This is a genomic window from Mycobacterium intracellulare ATCC 13950 (genome assembly GCF_000277125.1).
In the GTDB taxonomy this organism is placed as follows: domain Bacteria; phylum Actinomycetota; class Actinomycetes; order Mycobacteriales; family Mycobacteriaceae; genus Mycobacterium; species Mycobacterium intracellulare.
The window spans coordinates 1,991,838-2,009,858 of the sequence record NC_016946.1; the positions used below are offsets into that span (position 1 = coordinate 1,991,838).

At 65.5% G+C, this 18,021-nt stretch carries 17 protein-coding genes; 7 read left to right on the forward strand and 10 right to left on the reverse strand.

The window, feature by feature from the left end; translation table 11 throughout:
* The first annotated feature begins 134 nt into the window (after nt 1–134).
* Together OCU_RS34385 and OCU_RS34390 are read left to right on the forward strand one after the other, a co-directional pair.
* Nucleotides 135–1,595 (forward strand): aldehyde dehydrogenase family protein, encoded by a 1,461-nt coding sequence (locus OCU_RS34385; RefSeq protein ID WP_008255400.1) that lies wholly within the window; start codon nt 135–137, stop codon nt 1,593–1,595.
* Nucleotides 1,592–3,991 carry a CaiB/BaiF CoA transferase family protein gene (locus tag OCU_RS34390; protein WP_014941651.1) on the forward strand — a complete coding sequence of 800 codons (2,400 nt, stop codon included), beginning with the start codon at nt 1,592–1,594 and terminating at the stop codon, nt 3,989–3,991. Before OCU_RS34385 ends, OCU_RS34390 begins: the two co-directional genes overlap by 4 nt.
* 22 nt (nt 3,992–4,013) lie before the next feature.
* Here OCU_RS34390 and OCU_RS34395 read toward each other — a convergent pair whose 3' ends face one another.
* The 3 genes from OCU_RS34395 to OCU_RS34405 form a co-directional block, all read right to left on the reverse strand.
* Nucleotides 4,014–4,490: a MaoC family dehydratase gene (locus tag OCU_RS34395; protein WP_008255402.1), complete on the reverse strand. Its 477-nt coding sequence runs from the start codon at nt 4,488–4,490 to the stop codon at nt 4,014–4,016.
* Complete coding sequence (locus OCU_RS34400) at nt 4,487–5,680, reverse strand: amidohydrolase family protein (protein WP_008255403.1); 1,194 nt, start codon at nt 5,678–5,680, stop codon at nt 4,487–4,489. Before OCU_RS34400 ends, OCU_RS34395 begins: the two co-directional genes overlap by 4 nt.
* A 90-nt stretch (nt 5,681–5,770) precedes the next feature.
* Nucleotides 5,771–6,382 (reverse strand): isochorismatase family protein, encoded by a 612-nt coding sequence (locus OCU_RS34405; protein WP_009956502.1) that lies wholly within the window; start codon nt 6,380–6,382, stop codon nt 5,771–5,773.
* Nucleotides 6,383–6,456: 74 nt separating this feature from the next.
* Between OCU_RS34405 and OCU_RS34410 the strand changes: the two genes are divergently transcribed.
* Nucleotides 6,457–6,903: a nuclear transport factor 2 family protein gene (locus tag OCU_RS34410; RefSeq protein ID WP_008255405.1), complete on the forward strand. Its 447-nt coding sequence runs from the start codon at nt 6,457–6,459 to the stop codon at nt 6,901–6,903.
* Between the two features lie 3 nt (nt 6,904–6,906).
* Here the strand turns inward: OCU_RS34410 and OCU_RS34415 are convergent, their stop codons facing one another.
* Together OCU_RS34415 and OCU_RS34420 are read right to left on the reverse strand one after the other, a co-directional pair.
* On the reverse strand, nt 6,907–7,809 hold the full coding sequence (locus OCU_RS34415) for a TIGR03619 family F420-dependent LLM class oxidoreductase (protein WP_014379745.1): 903 nt from the start codon (nt 7,807–7,809) through the stop codon (nt 6,907–6,909).
* Nucleotides 7,810–7,819: 10 nt separating this feature from the next.
* Nucleotides 7,820–8,920 (reverse strand): acyl-CoA dehydrogenase family protein, encoded by a 1,101-nt coding sequence (locus tag OCU_RS34420; RefSeq protein WP_014379746.1) that lies wholly within the window; start codon nt 8,918–8,920, stop codon nt 7,820–7,822.
* A gap of 268 nt (nt 8,921–9,188) precedes the next feature.
* Between OCU_RS34420 and OCU_RS34425 the strand changes: the two genes are divergently transcribed.
* From OCU_RS34425 to OCU_RS34440, 4 genes are read left to right on the forward strand one after another with little or no spacing between them, the layout of a single operon-like run.
* Nucleotides 9,189–10,385 (forward strand): amidohydrolase family protein, encoded by a 1,197-nt coding sequence (locus OCU_RS34425; protein ID WP_014379748.1) that lies wholly within the window; start codon nt 9,189–9,191, stop codon nt 10,383–10,385.
* A 7-nt stretch (nt 10,386–10,392) separates the two neighbouring features.
* A complete protein-coding gene (locus tag OCU_RS34430; RefSeq protein WP_008255411.1) occupies nt 10,393–11,352 on the forward strand; it encodes an acyl-CoA dehydrogenase family protein in 960 nt (319 codons plus the stop codon).
* Complete coding sequence (locus tag OCU_RS34435) at nt 11,349–12,551, forward strand: acyl-CoA dehydrogenase family protein (RefSeq protein ID WP_014379749.1); 1,203 nt, start codon at nt 11,349–11,351, stop codon at nt 12,549–12,551. Before OCU_RS34430 ends, OCU_RS34435 begins: the two co-directional genes overlap by 4 nt.
* On the forward strand, nt 12,548–14,110 hold the full coding sequence (locus OCU_RS34440) for a class I adenylate-forming enzyme family protein (RefSeq protein WP_009956493.1): 1,563 nt from the start codon (nt 12,548–12,550) through the stop codon (nt 14,108–14,110). The genes OCU_RS34435 and OCU_RS34440 overlap by 4 nt, the downstream gene beginning before the upstream one ends.
* A 19-nt stretch (nt 14,111–14,129) precedes the next feature.
* Here the strand turns inward: OCU_RS34440 and OCU_RS34445 are convergent, their stop codons facing one another.
* The 5 genes from OCU_RS34445 to OCU_RS34465 form a co-directional block, all read right to left on the reverse strand.
* Nucleotides 14,130–15,314, reverse strand: a complete 1,185-nt coding sequence (locus OCU_RS34445; RefSeq protein WP_014379750.1) for an amidohydrolase family protein — start codon at nt 15,312–15,314, stop codon at nt 14,130–14,132.
* Nucleotides 15,315–15,379: 65 nt separating this feature from the next.
* Entirely contained in the window at nt 15,380–16,138 is a 759-nt protein-coding gene (locus OCU_RS34450) for an SDR family NAD(P)-dependent oxidoreductase (protein WP_014379751.1), read from the reverse strand.
* The gene (locus OCU_RS34455; protein WP_009956488.1) at nt 16,135–16,740 is read right to left on the reverse strand and encodes an SDR family oxidoreductase; all 606 of its coding nucleotides are present in this window, start codon (nt 16,738–16,740) and stop codon (nt 16,135–16,137) included. Before OCU_RS34455 ends, OCU_RS34450 begins: the two co-directional genes overlap by 4 nt.
* A 1-nt stretch (nt 16,741) precedes the next feature.
* Nucleotides 16,742–17,146 carry a hypothetical protein gene (locus OCU_RS34460; RefSeq protein ID WP_009956486.1) on the reverse strand — a complete coding sequence of 135 codons (405 nt, stop codon included), beginning with the start codon at nt 17,144–17,146 and terminating at the stop codon, nt 16,742–16,744.
* 34 nt (nt 17,147–17,180) lie between these two features.
* Nucleotides 17,181–17,840 carry a hypothetical protein gene (locus OCU_RS34465; protein WP_009956485.1) on the reverse strand — a complete coding sequence of 220 codons (660 nt, stop codon included), beginning with the start codon at nt 17,838–17,840 and terminating at the stop codon, nt 17,181–17,183.
* Nucleotides 17,841–18,021: the final 181 nt, after the last annotated feature.

The window sequence follows — 18,021 nt, forward strand, 5'->3', positions numbered from 1 at the left end:
ATTAGGCTAAAAATGGCTCAAATTAGCCGTTGACGGCGTCGCGGTCGGCGTGTACACACAGGTTGAGTATGTAAGTTATCTCGGTGGCGTCGCCCGCGCTGCTTCACGATCGTGCAGTCAGGAAGGCAGGCAGGATGGCTGGGTCGGGTTCGCTCCTCGAGGCCTACGGTCACTACATTGACGGCCAGTGGACCGACCCGGACTGCGGACGCTACGACGTCGTCAATCCCGCCACCGAGGTGGTGATCCAAACGGCGCCCGATGCGAGCGTGGCGCAGGTCCGGCAGGCGGTCGCAGCGGCCAGGTCCGCCTTCGACACGGGCCCGTGGCCCGCGGCAGAGCCCGCGGAACGGGCCCGCTGCCTGCAACAACTCAGCGATGCGCTGATGGCCAGGAGCGAGGAGATCTACGCACTCGCGCTGGCCGAGTGGGGTTGTTCCGCGAACGAACGGCTGATTCACGTCGACGGACCGGCATTCATGGTCGGCCATGCCGCCGAGCTCGCGGCGGAGCCCGCCGAGGCACCGATGGATGCCTGGGGGGCCGCGGGCACCACACTGCTGCGCTACGAACCCCTCGGTGTGGTGGCGGCCATGACGCCGTGGAACTTCCCGCACACCCTCAACGTCATGAAGTTGGGCGCGGCACTGGCGGCGGGAAATACGCTGGTGCTCAAGCCTTCCCCGCTGACACCGCTGGCCGGGCTGGCGTTGGCGCGAATCATCGACGAGGACACGGACATTCCCCCTGGCGTCGTCAACGTGGTGACGCCGACCAGCGTCGAGGCCAGCAGGAGCCTGACCCTGGATCCCAGGGTCGACATGGTGAGCTTCACCGGTAGCTCTGTCGTCGGCCGCGACGTGATGGCGGGAGCGGCGACCACCATGAAGCGCGTTCTGCTGGAATGCGGGGGCAAGTCGGCGACCATCCTGCTGCCCGACGTCGACGTCACCGACGACCTGTTGGAACGGCTGTTGTTCGAGGGATGCACGATGCATGCTGGTCAAGCCTGCATTCTCAACAGCAGGTTGCTGCTGCCCGAGGCGATCCACGACGAGGTGGTGGACCGGCTCGCCGCACTGTCCCGCGAAGTCGTGATCGGCGATCCCGTCGATCCGGCGGTCACCATGGGTCCGTTGATCAGCCGCGAGCACCTCGACCGTGTCGAGGGCTTCGTCAAACGCGCCGAAGCCGACGGTGCGACCGTCGTGGCCGGGGGAGCCCGCCCGAAGGATCTGAACAGCGGTTTCTATTTCGAGCCAACGATACTCACCGATGCCGCCGCCGATTCGTATATCGCGCAGGAGGAGGTGTTCGGTCCCGTGCTGACCGTCTTGCGGTATCGCGACGACGATGACGCGGTGACCATCGCCAACAATTCGTCTTATGGCCTCGGCGGCGCGGTGTGGGGAAGCGACATCGACCGCGCGGTGGCCATCGCCCGGCGGATGAGGACCGGACAGGTATCGGTCAACGGCACAATCCCCGGAGACGCGCCGTTCGGAGGCTTCAAGCAGAGCGGCATCGGTCGGGAGGGCGGCGTGATGGGACTGCGGGCCTATATGGAGCCCAAGGCCATCGGGATACCCGCGTGAACCGACCCCTGGCGGGCTTGCGCGTCGTCGAGTTGGCCTCCGAGATCGCGGGTCCCTATTGCGCGAAGCTGCTGGTGGACCTGGGCGCCGACGTGCGCAAGGTCGAGCCCCCGTCAGGTGACCCACTGCGCCGTTGGGGTCCCTTTCCCCCAGAGGGCCCTCATCCGGAGCGAAGCGGGCTGTTCGAGTACCTGAACGCCGGAAAGTGCGGCGCCACGGTTGATTTCGCGCAGGAACGTGGCCTTGAGGTCCTGCGCGAGATGATCTCGCAGGCGGATGTCCTGGTCGAAGACTTACCGGGGGGCGCACCTGAGCGCCGGGCGTGGGGTCTGGACGCGCAAACCCTGGCCCGGGTCAACCCGGATCTCGTCGTGGTCCGGATCTCCAGCTTCGGCCAGGAGGGGCCACTGCGTGACCGGGTGACGACTCCGCTGACCCTGCAGGCGGCGGCGGGTTGGATCAACGTGCGCGAGCCCGGCCGGGCGCCGCTACAGGCCGGCGCCCGCATCCCGGAATACATCGCGGGCGGATACGCGGCCCTCGGCGCGCTGACGGCCCTACGCGTCGCCACGGCCGAAACGCACCGGCCGGTCGAGGTGGACGTGTCGATGTTCGAGTCGCTGTTGGCGACGCTGCCCTATCCCATGCTGATGGCCGCCCGCTTGAAAAGCCTTGGCTTGCCGACGAATTCCAAAGCCGCGCCGATGCTGGGTATTGTGCGTGCCTCCGACGGCTGGATCGGGATCAACTGCCTGACCGGTCAGCATTGGCTGGACGTCTGCGCGATGGTCGGGTTGCCCGAGTTCGGCGACCACCAGCTCGCGATCATGCTCGGCGGGCCCGAGCGCGACGAGTTCTTCGCCAAGGCCCAGCCGTTCCTGGAATCGATGTCCGTCGCCGATCTGGTCGAATTGAGCCAGGCCATGCGCATACCCGCGGCGCCGATCACCGACGGCGACACGATCCTGGGCTGCCCGCAGTATGCGGAGCGAGGGTTTTTCGTCGACGCGGCCACCGACGGATGGCGATTCACCAGGCCAGGCGCGCCGTTCCGGCTCTCGAAGACCCCGGTACCGCCGCCATTGCCCGCTCCCGCCCTCCGAACAAACGGAGCGCAGGCCAAGTGGAGCAAGCGCGACGCACCGCGCCCGACGGGTGACGTCGCCGACGTCTCTTTGCCGTTCGCCGGGTTGAAGGTCTTCGACTTGAGCACTTTCTGGGCGGGCGCGTATCTGACGTGCTACCTCGGTGCGTTCGGGGCGGACGTGATCAAGGTCGAATCCATTCAGCGGCCCGACGGACACCGCTACTCGGGCTCGCTGCTGCGCGAGGGCGACGACTGGTACGAGCGCGGGCCGCTGTGGCAGGGAACCAATCTCAACAAGCGCGACATCACGCTGGATCTCACCTCTGCCACCGGTCGAGAGTTGGCGCTGCGACTGGCTGCGGAGGCCGACGTGGTGGTGGAGAACTTCTCGCCGCGCGTCGTCGAACAATTCGGACTGGATTACGACTCCATCGCGCGGGTCAATCCCGGCGTGATCATGGTGCGGATGCCCGGGTTCGGGCTCCAGGGGCCGTGGCGCGACTACGTGGGCTGGGCGCTGAACATCGAACAGGTGTCAGGCATGTCGGCCGCGACCGGTTATGCGGACGGCCCGCCGTGCAATCTGCAGGGGCCCGCCGACCCGATCGCCGGCGTACACGCCTGCGTCGCGCTGCTGGCCGCCCTCGAGCACAGGCGGTCCACCGGCGAGGGGCAGCTGATCGAGGCGGCGCAAATCGAGGTCGGCGCGGCGGTGACAGCCGAACCCGTCATCGAATACTCGTTGACGGGATCGGTGCGCCCGCGTGAGGGAAACCGCCACCGCGAATACGCGCAGGGCGTCTATTCGACCGGCAATGTCGACGAGTGGGTCGCGCTCTCGGTGCGTCATGACGATGACTGGCGAGCGGTGCTGGACGCCATTGACCGCCCCGACCTGCGCGACGACCCGAGATTCGCCTCCGCTGCAGCGCGCCGGGAACACCACGACGAATTCGACGAGGTACTGGCGAATTGGACGTGCGAGCGAACCGCGGAGGAGGTCGTGGCGACGTTTGGCCGGCATGGTGTGCCCGCCGAGCGACTGTTGACGGCCGATCGGATGTATGACGTCGAGCAACTCGACGCGCGCGGCTTCTATCAGGACCTGGACCATTCGATCACCGGCCGACAGAGGTTTCCCGGCTGGCCTTTTCGCATCTCGCCGGGACCCATACACCAGCACAGGGCCGCCGCGCCGACACTCGGGCAGCACAACGCCGAGGTGCTTGGAGCGCTTGGACTTTCCGCTCAGGAGATTGCCGCGTTGCGGGAGCAACGAGTGATCGGGGAACGCGTTCTCAACGCATAGTCGATGAACTCGGCCCGTTCGGTCAGGCGTCGATCATCGCGGCGATCGTGTCGACGACGCACGCCGGGCGATCGCTGCCCTCCACTTCGACGGTGACGCGAACCGTGGCCCGGCCGCCTTTGTCGTTGCGCTCAACCTTGAGCAGTTCGGCGCCAGCCCTGATGCGGGAATCGACCGGTACCGGGGCGGGGAAGCGCAGCTTGTCGCTTCCGTAATTGACTTGCATCGCCAAGCCGGTTACCCGGTAGATCTGTTGCACGAGAATGGGTACCAGCGACAAGGTCAGATAGCCGTGGGCGATGGTCTTGCCGTAGGGACCGGCGGCCGCCTTCTCAGGGTCGACATGGATCCATTGATGGTCACCGGTCGCCTCGGCGAACAAGTCGATTTCCTTCTGCGTGACCTGGCGCCAGTCGCTGAAACCAAGGTGCTCGCCGACGTGAGCCTCGAAGTCGGCGATTCCGTCGTAAACCTTCGGGGATGTGCGCGCCCGGGTCATGCCGGAACCTTGAGCCCCAACTGCTCGATAGCGTTGCCTCCCATGATCTTCGCCTTGGCGGCCTCGGAGACACCGTCGAGCCGGTCGACAAAGCTCAGCGGATCACCGATGCCCTCGGGGTGCGGGAAATCGGAGCCGAACATCACGTGATCCTCGCCCATGATGTCGATAATCCCCTTGAGGTCGTCCTCGAGGAACGGATGGATGTAGATGTTTCGCTTGAACACCTCGACCGGGTGCTCGTCGAACTCCTTGGGCATGATCTTGTACGCGGTGTTGAGCTGCTCGAGCAGATTGCGGACCCACCCGCTGCCGTTCTCGACGCAGAAGATCTTCAGATCGGGGAAGCGCGACAACGCGCCGTGGCAGATCATCGCGGCCAGGGTGTCCTCGATGGCGCGGTGGCCCATCACGACTTCGCGTAACGCGCTCGGCTTGAAGGACAGATACTCGTCGCCGCCTTCCCACTCCATGAGGTGTTTTTGGTAGCCGCTGTCCGAGGCGTGCATGGTGACCGGCATGCCGGCGTTGACGACCTCTTCCCAGAACGGGTCGAACTCGGGGAGGCCCATGGAGCGCGAACCGCCGAACCGGCTGGGCACGGGTGCGGGCCGCACCAGGAATGTCTTCATGCCGCGCTCGAGGCCCCAGTGGAATTCCTTGATGGCTTCGTCCACCAGGGGCAGGCAGATCACGGGGGTGGCGAAGATCCGGTCGTGGTAGTTGAACGTCCAGTGCTCGTGCATCCACTCGTTGAGCGCATGAATGATCGCGTGCGTGAGGATGACGTCGTCGGTCGTGCGTTCCTCGATGAGACTGGCGAGCGTCGGATACATGACGCACTGATCGATGCCGAGTTCGTCCATCAGTTCCAGTCGCGGCGCGGGTGACTGGTATGCCGGGATGACATCCATTGCCTCGCCGATGAATTCGCGGAAGTTGAGGCCTTCGGGATTGTTGCCCAGGAAATAGTCCTCCGCGCTGCCCGGCCTGGCGACTCGCTCGAACGTCGGGTTGGGGATCATGTGGCTGATGTGGTCCTTGACGACGAGTTTGGGTCGGCCGTTGACCTCGACGTAGCCGACCTTTCCGCGGTGCTCCTTCGGCAGGTACTTGGTGAGCGCGTCCGTCGTCTCGTACATGTGGTTGTCGATGTCGAAAACCGGGTACGGCAGAGACCGGGGTGACATGAGGCTATCCCTCCTCCGAGCAGCGAATATGATCGTTTACGATAAGTGAGAACGACGTTATCACTTTGGCTTTTCAACATCCAGACGGGGTCAGGACGCCGGGATCCCTTTCCACGCGTCAATCACGGCATCGGTGGTGGTCACCGTGGCGAGCAGGGACAGCGTGTTATCGATGATGGACTCGGCGTACTCCCGTGGATACCCGCTCACCGCGTCACGCGGCAACACGAACTGATAGCTGCGGTTCACCGCGTCCATCGCGAAGTTCTGGATGGCGATGTTGACCGAAACGCCCACTCCCACAATGGTCTTGATGTTCATGTTCCGCAGCACCGAGTCAAGATCGGTACCCGTCATCGGTCCGACGCCGTGGGTGCGGGTCAGCACGAGGTCGCTGGGTACCGGACCGAGTTCGGGCAGGACCGATGCGCCGGGGCTGCCGGGAGTCAGGTCGGCGGCGAACGATTTTCCGGCCATGAACAGCCGGGCATTGCTGTTCGATCCCCGGTTGTCCGGGCGCTTCTCGATCAGGCAGTGCACGACCGCGACACCGGCCGCCCTGGCGGCGCCGAGCAGCCTGGCGATGTTGGGAATGGCTTCGCGCCGGGCCTCTTCGGCGAGCAATGGAAGGCCGGCCTGCGGCCCGATCACCCCGCCCTGGCACTCCTGGGTCACCAGCGCGGTGGTTGCGGGATCGAGCATGGCTTGAAGGCTGGGTTGTGGCATGAGAATAGACGTTATCGTGTGCTGGAACTCAATTTCCACGAGGAGGACCGATGGAGGCTTGGGAGCTTGAAGTGCGGGAGTCGGTACGGCAGACGTTGGCCGACTACACCGCCGCCACCGACCGATTCGATCTTCGTGCGCTGGCGGCGTGTTTCTGCGACGAGGGAGTGCTGGAATTCACCGGCGGTGCCGAGCGCTTGACGGGGCCCGCGCAAATCGAGGCCGGCCTCGGCGCCGCGGTGACCCGGCCTTCGACACCGGGCCAGCCGGCACGGCGCGCTCCGACCCACGTCCGCCACCATGTCTCCAGCATTCGGTTCGGGTCGGTGGCAAACACCAGGGTCGAGGTCAGCAGTTACTTCGCGGTCCACACCGACATCGGACTCGACCACTGGGGCCGCTACCGCGACGTTCTTGTGCCCCTGAATGGTCGGTGGCTGTTCGCCCATCGCCGGATCAGTGTGGACGCGTTCGCGGCCGACAGCCTGATGGCCTAAGGGTCATGCCGTGATGAACTCCTTGGCGAAAGCGCGCGAACGTTCGATGAGTTCGCTCCGGTCGGAGCCGGACGGGGCGATGGTCAACCAGGTGACCCCGGCGGCAGCGAGCCGCGCGATGATGGCGTGACGTTCGTCGGCCGATCTGCTGTCCTCCAAGAGGTTTCCCGCGGAGAAGCAGATGTCCAGCGGTGCGGTGCGGCCGATTTGGGCCGCGTACTGCTTGGCCCAGCCGATCGCGACCTCCAAATCCTCGATGGTCGAGATCTCCGCGGTGCGCGATGCGGCGGCGTAGCCGAACGTGTTGAACGGCGCCCACCCCTGAGCGCGCGATACCGCCCGGCGCACGGCCGGCTTGCTGTTGCCGCCGACCCATACCGGTGGGGGAGTCGTCGGCAGCGGGCGCAGCCGAACACCGCGGGCGGCGAATGACGTCCCCTGGTAGGCGATGTCCTCGCCGGTGAGCACCTTGTCCAGTACGTCCAGTGCCTCGTCGAGCAGCGTGCCGCGGCTGTCGAAATCGATTCCGAGGGCCTTGAATTCGGGCTTGAGATATCCGGCGGCAGTTCCGAGGATGAGGCGTCCCCTTGACAACGCGGCGAGGCTCTGAATCGATTTGGCGCCGAGAAAAGGATTGCGGTAAGCGGCGATGTAGACATTGGTCAGCACCTTGATGTCGGTCGTTGCGGCGGCCGCGAAAGCCAACGCGACGAACGGATCAAGGGCGTGGTGGCCGCCGTGGTCGAGCCACTTCGCATCGGGTGCGGGGTGATCGGTGACGTGGACGGCCGCGAACCCGCTCTCCTCGGCCACTCGCGCGATTTCGGCGATCGCTTCAGCGGTTACGAACTCATCGACCGTTTCGACACGATGAGTCGGCAGTTCGAGGGAAAAGAAGACGGTCACGAGGATCCTTTCATTCAGAGACGAGCGTGGCCAGGCGCTGCGCGTGGTAGTCCGGGTCGCCGAAAATCAGCTGACTGGCCTTGGCGCGCCGGACGTACAAATGGGCGTCGTGTTCCCAGGTGAAGCCGATTCCGCCGTGGATGCGCATGTTGTCGAGCGCAACCTGCAGGAAGGCTTCCGAACACACCATCTTCGCGACCGACGCGGCGGTCGGGAGATCATCGGTGCCGGCCACTGCGGCCGCATGCGATTGGGCCGATCGCGCGCCCTCCACCTGAACCAACATGTCCGCGCACCGGTGCTTCACCGCTTGGAAACTACCGATCGGCCGACCGAACTGAATTCGATTCTTGGCGTAGTCGACGGCCATATCGAGGCACCGTTGCGCCGCGCCGACCTGTTCGGCCGTCAGCGCGACGAGCGCGAGGTCCGATGTGCGGGCAAGGAACTTCGCGGCACCACCGTCTGTTCCGATCAGCTCCGCCGGTGCGCCGTCGAACTGCACCCGCGCCACCTTGCGGGTGCGGTCGAGTCCGGCCAACGGCGTGCGACAAAGCCCCTCTGGCCCGGCACGTACCGCGAACAACGACACGCCCGCGTCGGTGATGGCCGGCGCCAAGACGACGTCCGCGGTGTGACCGTCGATAACGAGCGGCGCCTCACCACGGATCCGATAACCGGCGCCCCGGCGGTCGGCCCGCAACGTCACGGCATCCGGGTCCCACGCGCCGAGTTGGCCGTTGAGGATCAGCGTCGCGGTGGTGGAACCGTCGACGAACCCAGGAACGAACCGCTCCACCGCCGCGTCGTCCTCGCTGGCGAGAATGGCCTGGGTCGCCAGCGCCACGGTGGCGAAGAAGGGGGAGCACACCAGCGCGCGTCCCATTTCCTCGAACACCACCGCAAGTTCGACCACACCGGCACCCGCCCCGCCCCATCGTTCCGGCACGACGATGCCCTGCAGTCCCAACTCGCCCGCCATCTGGCGCCACGACGCCTCGTCGTACCCGATGTCCGTCGCCATCAGCTTGCGAACGGTCTCGCTGGGCGATGTCGCGCTCAAGTAGTCGCGGACGACGCTGCGAAGCTCGTCGACCTCACTTGACGGCACGCCGGGCCTCCCGGCTCGGGCTCACGCGGGCTGCTGCGGGATCTGGGATACGCAACGCGGCAGACCGAACGCTCAGCGGTGCCCACCCGATCATGTTGTCGTACAGCGGTTTTGATGGAGTCATGTCTTCCTTTGCGCGATCGCGGCTGACGCCGGCGTCCCTCACTCGGGCGCCTGGCCATCCCGCGCGAGATGGCCATTGTCGGATCAGGATAGTATGTTTTGTGAAAATAGAGAATAATCATTCTCGCGCTTAAGGAGCGAAGCGGTGACGACGAAACTCGACTACGGCATCTTTGACTGCGACACCCACTGCTACGAGACGCGGGACGCGTTCACCCGTTATCTGCCGGAGGAGTTTCGGGACCGGGCGATCACCACCGTGCGCGGGGCGGACGGCGTCGAGGTGATCCTTGCGGGACATCGGGTCGCCACGTTCAACAGCGAAGGGGGACTGGGCCTCGATGTCGCTTATCGGCCGGGCTCGCTCAAGGAGATGCTCAAGCAGATGGGATCGGGCAACCCCGAGGAGTCCTACGAGCCGCAACCCATGCAACCGGAATTCATCGAGCGCGGTGCACGCCTTGCCGTCATGGCGGAGCAGAACATCGAGCGTATGGTCATCTATCCCAGCGGTATGGCCCTGGCCGCCGAACACTACGTCGACGACACAGCGGCACTGTACGCCAACCTGCGCTCGTTCAACCGATGGTTCGACGAAGAGTGGGGTTTCAACTACGAAGACAAGATTTTCGCCACGGCGCTGATGTCGTTGCGCGACTTGGATTCTGCGATCGCCGAGACGGAGGCCATCATCGCGCAGGGCGCAAAGTTCGTGCTGCTGCCGACCGGGCCGGCTTACGGTCGATCGCCCGGCGACCCGTACTTCGACCCGATTTATGCACGCTTGCAGGAGGCCGGCTGCATCCTGGTGTTCCACATCATGCCGTTCTGGTACTTCAATGCGATCTCGCCCGCCTGGGGACAAAACTCCGACCCGGCTTCTTGGCACATGTCGGCGTGGCAGTGGATGAATGTCTACGGCCAGCGCCCGATCGAGGAGACGTTGTCCGCTCTCATCTTCGACAACCTCTTCGGCCGCTTCCCGGGCCTGAACGTCCTCGTCGCCGAGCACGGGGCGGAATGGGTGCCGTTCTTCGTCAAACACATGGACAAGAGCAGAGGGATGGGCCGCAACGGGCCTTGGATTGGTGGGAAGCTGACGGAGCGGCCGTCGGCGATCTTCCGCCGTCATGTCCGTGTCGTGCCGTACCCCGAGGACGACATCCCAGGAATCGTCGCGGGCCTGGGATACGACGACTGCTTGGTGATGGGCTCGGATTACCCGCACGCCGAAGGCCTGGCCGTGCCGGCCGAATTTGCCAAGCTGCTCGACCCGCTCGACGACGCCGCCAAGCGGCGGATCATGCGCGACAACGCCGACCAGTTGCTCTCCCGGAGCTAACCGCCCGATGGCAGACGACGACGTCGACCTCGACCTGCTGCGCGGGTCTGCGCGGGAGTTTTTGGCCGAGCGCGGCGAAAAGGAATCCGTCAAGGACCTTGCCGCGATGGACTGGACCGCGCTGCTCGTCGGTGAGGAGGCGGGTGGCGCAGGCTGGCGTCCCGTCGAAACGTGCGTCATAGCCGAAGAACTCGGACGAGCGAACGACAGGTCGGCATGGTTCGGTACCACAATGTCGGCCGGCGCGCTTGCCTCGGCGCCCGCCGATGTGAGGGAACAGTTGCTCCCCGGTCTGCTCGCCGGCACGACGGTAGCGGGCTTCGCCGCCGCGGACGCCTCCGCACGGATCATTCGCGGCAATGAAGTCGACATCATTGTGCTTCTGGGACGCAACGGAATTCACCTGATTCGTGACCCGGATCCCGCGCGGACGGTGCTGGACGGCGACTTGCTCGACGTCACCAGAACGGTCTGGCGTATCGACCTCACCGACGCGCCCAGCACCCTGATCGGGCCGCCCGGCAGGGCCACAGAGCTGATGGCCGTGGCTCGGCTGCTCGTTTCCGCCGACTCCTTGGGCGCCGCCTCGATGACCCTTGAACGTCTGACGGCATACCTGCGGGAGCGCGTGGCGTTCGGGGCGCCGATCGCGAGCTTCCAAGCGATTCAGCACCGGCTCGTCGAGCTGCTGGTCTTCGAGGTCAAAGCCCGGGCCGTCATCATGAAGGCGGCGCGCGCCATCGCCTCCGGCGACGAAAGGGCGACCGCCCTGGCGGCGGCCGCGCACGCGTTCGTGGCGGCGAAAGCATCGGCCGCCGTGGACGAATGCATGCAACTGTCGGGCGGCATCGGATTCACTTGGGAGTACCCGCTGCACTACGAACTGCGTCGCGTCTTCACCAACTCTCATCTGATCGGCACGGCGCGGTCGAGTCGCGCGCTGCTGGCGGAGGTGTCCGGCTGGTGAGCGCTTTCGTCGACCGGCCCACCGAGGCGCAGCTGACCGAGTTCAGGCATCGCGTCAGGGCGCACATCGCCGAACACGCACCGGCGATCGAGGCGCGCGAAGGCCACCGAGCGCCCGAGACCGCCGAGCAGGAAGCCCTGTTGCGCACGTGGTTCGCCGGCTTGTTCGAGGCGGGGTTTGCCGGTGCGGACTGGCCGGTCGAATACGGCGGTCGCGACGACTACCACCCGCTGCACGACCGCATCGTGAGCGAGGAGATCCTGCGCGCCCGCGCGCCGCGCCCGGTGGACCAGGTGAACCTGGCCGCCCATGTCCTTCTGCACTTCGGGTCCGACGAGCAGAAACGAATGCTGCTGCCATCGATTCGGCGCAGCGAACATGTCTGGTGCCAGTTGCTCAGCGAGCCCGACGCCGGCAGCGACATCGCCGGAGTGCGCAGCCGCGGTACGCGGCAAGACGACGGCAGCTGGCGCCTCGACGGGCAGAAGACCTGGATCACCGACGGCCACTGGGCCGACATGGGCCTCGCTCTGATGCGCACCGACCCGGCGTCGTCGCGCCACCACGGCCTGTCGGTCTTCGCCGTGCCGCTCTCGGCAGACGGCGTCGAGGTTCGTCCGATCCGCACGATCGGTGATGCGATCGAGGTCAATGAGGTCTTCCTCACCGGAGTCCGCGTCGGTGCCGAGAGCCTGATCGGCGCAGCGGGCGACGGCTGGTCAATCATCATGGCGGGCCTGGACTTTGAACGATTCGGCATCGGTGGAAACGTCGTTCTGCTGGAACTGTTGATCGATGATCTGGTCGTCGTGGCCCGCCACGCGCAGGTCGACGGCGCACCCGCGCTGGAGTCCGCCGACATACGCCAGAAGGTCGCCGAGTTGGCCGTGGAGGTCGAAGTGGCCAAGGCGTTCATCGACGATCACGTGGAGCGGCTGACATCGGGCGACGAACGACCGGGTGACGGCTCGATCGCGAAGTTGAGTTTTGCGGAGACATACCACCGCGTCGCGGCTTACGGCGCCCAGTTGGCGGCGTCCGCGACCGTCGCCGGGGTCGCGGACCCGGAGGTGCAGAACGCCAAACAACGGTTGCGGGAATGCTGGTTGTGGTCGCGCGCTTACACGATTTCGGGCGGCAGTTCGGAGATGATGCGCAACATTCTTGCCAAGCGCCGACTGCACCTGCCGAGCCGATGACCTCACGTCCTGCGGCGCAGACCTACTGGTCCCTGGTGGAGACCGCCGCGCGGGCGCACCCCGACTGGGTTGTCCTCGCGGACGACTATGGGCGCAGCCTGTCGTGCGCGCAGCTGCGGGACTCCGCACTGACTTGTGCGGCGGCGCTGGCGCAGCGGGGGATCGGTGCGGGCACGGTGGTGTCCTGGCAACTGCCGACCACGCTGGAGACGATGGTCGTCATGACGGCGCTGGCGCGCCTCGGTGCGGTGCAGAACCCGGTGCTGCCGATATGGCGGGAGAGCGAACTGCGGTTTGTGACAGCACAACTCGGGACCGAAGTCATCATCGTCCCGGGATTGTGGCGCGACTTCGACCACACCGCGCTCGCGTATCAGCTCGCCCGTGAACGTGCCGGTGAGCGGCCCATGTCCGTCGTGGTCGTCGACCACGACGCACCCGTCACCGGCGGGCTTCGGCTGCCGGTGGGGGAACCAAAAGAGCTGCCTCCACCGCCGCGCGGCGGCGAGGAACCGCGGTGGATCTACTATTCGTCGGGCACGACGGCGGCACCGAAAGGAGCGCGGCACTGCGACCGGTCGGTCATCGCCGGTTCGGCAGGGGTCATCGGGATCGTCGGGGCGTCCAGTCGCGACGTCAACCCCATCGCGTTTCCGGTTTCGCACATCGGAGGCGCCGCGATGCTCGCCGCGGCCCTGCTCACCGGGATGAAGCTGGTGCTGTTCGACGCCTTCGACCCCGTCGAGACCCCTGTCGCCATCGCGGCGCACCGCCCGACTCTGCTGGGCAGCGCGACGCCTTTCTTCGTCGCCTTCATGGCGGCGCAGGCGAAGCATGGCGACGAACCGCTCTACCCCGATCTGCGGGGCTGCGTCGGAGGGGGTGCGCCAATCACCGCCGAGCTCGGTCACCAAGTGCGACAAACGCTTTCGGTCGACGGCGTGGCCAATGCGTGGGGCTTGACCGAATTTCCGGTCGCCACCTCTCAGGCGCCGAACGGTCCGGCGGAGCTGCTGGATCACACCGTCGGCAAACCGGTGCCCGGCGTTGCGGTACGGGTCGTCGACGAAGCTGGACAGCAGGTGTCGCGTGGCACGGAGGGGGAGTTGCGGCTCAAGGGGCCGCAGTGCTTCCTCGGCTACGTCGACGCAACTCTGGATGCCCACGCGTTCGACGCCGAAGGATGGTTTCGCACAGGAGATCTGGGCCGCATCGACGACGACGGCAACGTCGTCGTCACCGGCCGGATCAAGGATGCGATCATCCGCAATGCGGAGAACATCTCGGCCTTGGAGGTCGAGGGTGTCCTGGCCAGCCACCCGGCGGTGGCCGACGTGGCGATCATCGGGGTGCCGGATGAGCGGACCGGCGAGCGTGTTTGCGCTGTCGTCGTCGCGCGCCCGGGTGTGGCGGTGACGCTTTCGTCGGTCTTCGATCACTGTCAAGCGCGGGGACTGAGCAAGCACAAAACGCCCGAACGACTCGAAATCGTGGATGCGCTGCCCCGGAATAGCACCGGCAAGGTCCTCAAGACCGAGCTGCGGGCGCGGTTCGGCTGAAGCACTTCATCGGGCCCGGCTAGACGCCGATGAGCTCCTTGAGGTTGCCGCCCATCACTCGTGCCCTGGTGTCCTCCGGAAGATCCTCGAGTTCCTTGACGAAATCCGCGGGCTCGGCCAGCCCCTCGGGGTGCGGGTAGTCCGAGCCGAACATCACCCGATCCGCACCCAGGATGTCGACGAGGTGCGACATGTCCTCCTCGTGGAACGGATTGATCCACACGTGTCTGCGGAAGACATCGCAGGGATGCTCGCTGAAGTCGTATGGCCTCTTGCGGTATACGCGGTCGAACACGTCCAACAGGCGGTGTGCCCACGAGCCGCCGTTCTCGACCACGCCGATGCGTACCCCGGGGAAGCGCTCGAACACCCCGTGCGCGATGAACGCCGCAAGAGTGTCGAAGATGTTTCGGCTCTCCTCGTAGATGAAACCACGCAGCTTGCTCAGCGCGAATCCGTTGAACTCCGTGGCTTCCTCCCAGTCGTCGACGTAGCGCTCATAGCCGGAGTCCGAGTTGTGCATCTGCACCGAGATACCCGAATTCTCGACCAGTCGCCAGAAATCGTCGAACTCCGGCAGCGCCGGTGACCGCGACGTGCCGTCCTCGCGCGGAACGGGTGCCGGCCGGATCAATACCGTCCGGGCGCCATTGTTCAGGCACCATTCGAGTTCCTGCACGCCCAGCGCGGGATCGTTCAGCGAGATCGCAGGAACGGGGAAGATCCGGTCCTGGTAGTTGAATGTCCAGTCGTCGAGTAACCACCGATTGAACGCATGCGTGACCGCGTGGGTGAGCTCGGTGTCGGATTTGGTCCGTTCTTCGAGCATGCCCGCTGTCGTCGGGAACATCACGGCGCCGTAGACGCCCTGCCGGTCCATCAGCGCCAGGCGTAGGTCGGGCCGCCTGAACTCATCGGGGCAGCGGATCGGTTCGGCGAGCTCCCGCAACGTCTTGCCCTCTGGGTTTATGCCCCGGAAGTAATCGGACCAGGCGCCGGGTGTGGGGATCACCTCGTATGTCGGGTTGGGGATGCACTCCGTGACCGTGCCCATGATCTGCAGCTTCTTGCGGCCGTTGACGTCGATGAACTTCAGCGCCTCGGCGTATTTCTCCGGCAGATACCGCGTGTAGGCGTCGATGGTCTCGTACATGTGGTTGTCGGCGTCCCAGACCTCAAACGCTTTGTCGTCGCTCACCAGCACCTCCAGCAGGCGTGAGAATATTGATTCTCAATCATAGCGAACGTTGGTATCTGCAGGGAACGGGCTCAGAGGTTCATGAAATGGCCGCCATCGACACCGAGGGTTTGCCCGGTGACGTAGCGAGCGGCGGGACCGATAAGGTATGCCACGGCTGAGCCGATATCGATTTCGGGGTCTCCGATGCGTCCCAGCGGGATTCGGCGTGCCAGCCTTTCCTCCATCGCCGGCTCGGCGCTTATCGCCAAGGTCATCGCGGGTGAATATGCCAGCGGTGAAACAACATTCACCGTGATGCCGTGAGGGGCCCATTCCCGCGCGAGGCTCTTGGCGAAACCGCGCAACGCGCCCTTCATTGTGGCGTAGAGCGGCAGGGTCGCGCTGCCTTCGATGCCGGCGGGCGAGGTCATGACGAGGAAGGTGCCGCCCCGCTTCTTCAGCGCGGGAAATGCTGAAACGGCGCAGAAGTGCGCTCCACGAAGTGACACCGAGTAGTGGTCGCCCCAAACGGAACGATCGACATCAGCCAGTTGGTGCGGCTGGCTCGAGGCGTTGCTCGTGGCGTTGTGCACCACGGCATCGAGCCGCCCGGTGGTCGCCAGGGACAGCTGTATCGCGCCCGCCACTGCGTCAGGGTCGGTCACATCGCATCGTGCCCACGTCGCATCGTGGCCCCGTGCGGTGATTTCCTCGGCGACGGCCAACCCCGTCTCGGACCGGGTGGCGACGACGACGTGCGCCCCGGCCGAGGCGAGAGCCATGGCGATGCCGCGGCCAACCCCGGCGCCCGAACCAGTCACCAGCGCGGTGAGACCGTGCAGGCTCATGGCAGCATCACCGCCCCTCCGTCGGCGACGATCGTCTCGCCGACGAGGTGATCGATATCCGGCCGCAAGAGGAATTTCACCGCCTCGACGACGGTGTGGAGAAGCGTCGAATCGTCGTGGACCACAGCCGCGGTGAGGTGCGCGGTAAAAGAGTCCATCTCGGGCGTGAACAGTCGCAGAGGGGCCGCGACCAGGTTGACGGACACGTCTTCGCGCTTCCATTGCCGCGCAGCGGATTTCGCCATCGCGCGGATGCCTTCCACTGCGGTGGTGTACGCCACCAGTCGGGCCGCGCCCGCCATGCCGATTGTCGGCACGACAACGACGATTCGTCCCCCGTGCGGTGCTAACGCGGACCGTGCCCGCTGGAGCGCAGCCAGGGCGGGCCACATCATCCCGTCGACGATGTGATCCCATTCCTCGCCACTGAGGCCGGCCGCGTCGGACGGCCGCGGGGCCGGATCGGTACCGACGACTACGACCGCTCCGGTGATGCCCGATGCCAGCCCACGTCCGGGTACCGCGACGATGCCGTCGAGTCCGTCTGCCAGCTCGCGCGCCAGACCGTCGGCCGCGCCCAAGACGACTGTGGACGACGCCACGTCATCGACTCGGCTGGCGCGCTAGGCGGTCATCGTGAATTTTCACCAACTCCCTGAACCCGATACGTACGTACCGGGGTTTGGGTTGGATGCCCCAGTCGTCGCGGGCGGTGTGCTGGCCGGCCGCTTCGGGTGCTCCCCCGAACGGGGGCCCGCCGAGTGGATAGGGCTGTTGGCACTGGAGACTGTCGTCGGAGAAGCGCACCTTCATGAGCTCACTGCAGATCTCGGTCAGCGATAGCGTCGGCCAGCCGTACCAGACCGCCATCACAGGTACGGTCAACGAGCCCTCGATGACCAGCCCGAATAGGCAGACGTACAGCCCGCGTTTGAGCCATTTATGCATTCGCGCCCACGTCGGGGTGGTTCCGACCGGCAACGGCTCGACCGAATCCTCGGTCCCCACAGTGGAATTAGACACGGCGGTCCCTCCTTCGGTGCTAGTCGGAAAAGATCTCTCGGTTGACGGTGTGCAGGTACGGGATCGCGAGGAACGGCGTGACGTAGAAGATGTTGAATGCCCACCACCCGAGAACCGGTAGCCCGACTGCCGTATAGCGGACGTCGGCGTACATCGTCATGTTGAGGATGTAGCCGGTCCACACGATCACTCCGAACCAGCACGTCACGATCGTCCACTGGTGGCCCCAGCGTCTCATTTGGAGCAGCCCGATGGCGGCGGCGATGCGCATGGGAAACGCGATCAGCACGCAGACCATGACCCAGGCCTTCTCGCCTGGCGCAGCGGCTCCGCCGATCCAGAGTTCGTTGTAGTGCCAGAAGTAGCCGGCGTCGATGAGGTTGCCCCATGCGGTGAAGACCGTGCGGGTGATCAGGGCGTGGTTGGCGAATAAATCGAGCGCCCAGCCGATGCTGTTGAGCGCGGCGTCGAGGATGATGACGTATCCGATGAGCGTGACCATCATTGGCCGAACCGACAGCCCGTCGCGCTGCGCCTTTCTCAACAGATAGATCCCTCGGCAAAATATGGGCAGGCCGACGATGCCGAGGACGAGGGTGCCCATGAGCGCGGTGCCGGCGATGCACCATCGATCCGCGCGCCGTTGCATCTCACGCGTTTGTGCCTCGTGCTCGTCCATGGCGGGCGATCGGGTTGGACTCGTCATTGATCACCAATCCCTCGTGAGATACATCTGGAGCTGGATCGCGAACATCGCGATCAGCACTCCGTAGATGAAGACCTGGAACGCGATCAATCCACGTTTGCGTCGTCGATCCTGCTCGTCCACTGTGTCTCCTGCGTCTATCAGAAGGTGCCGA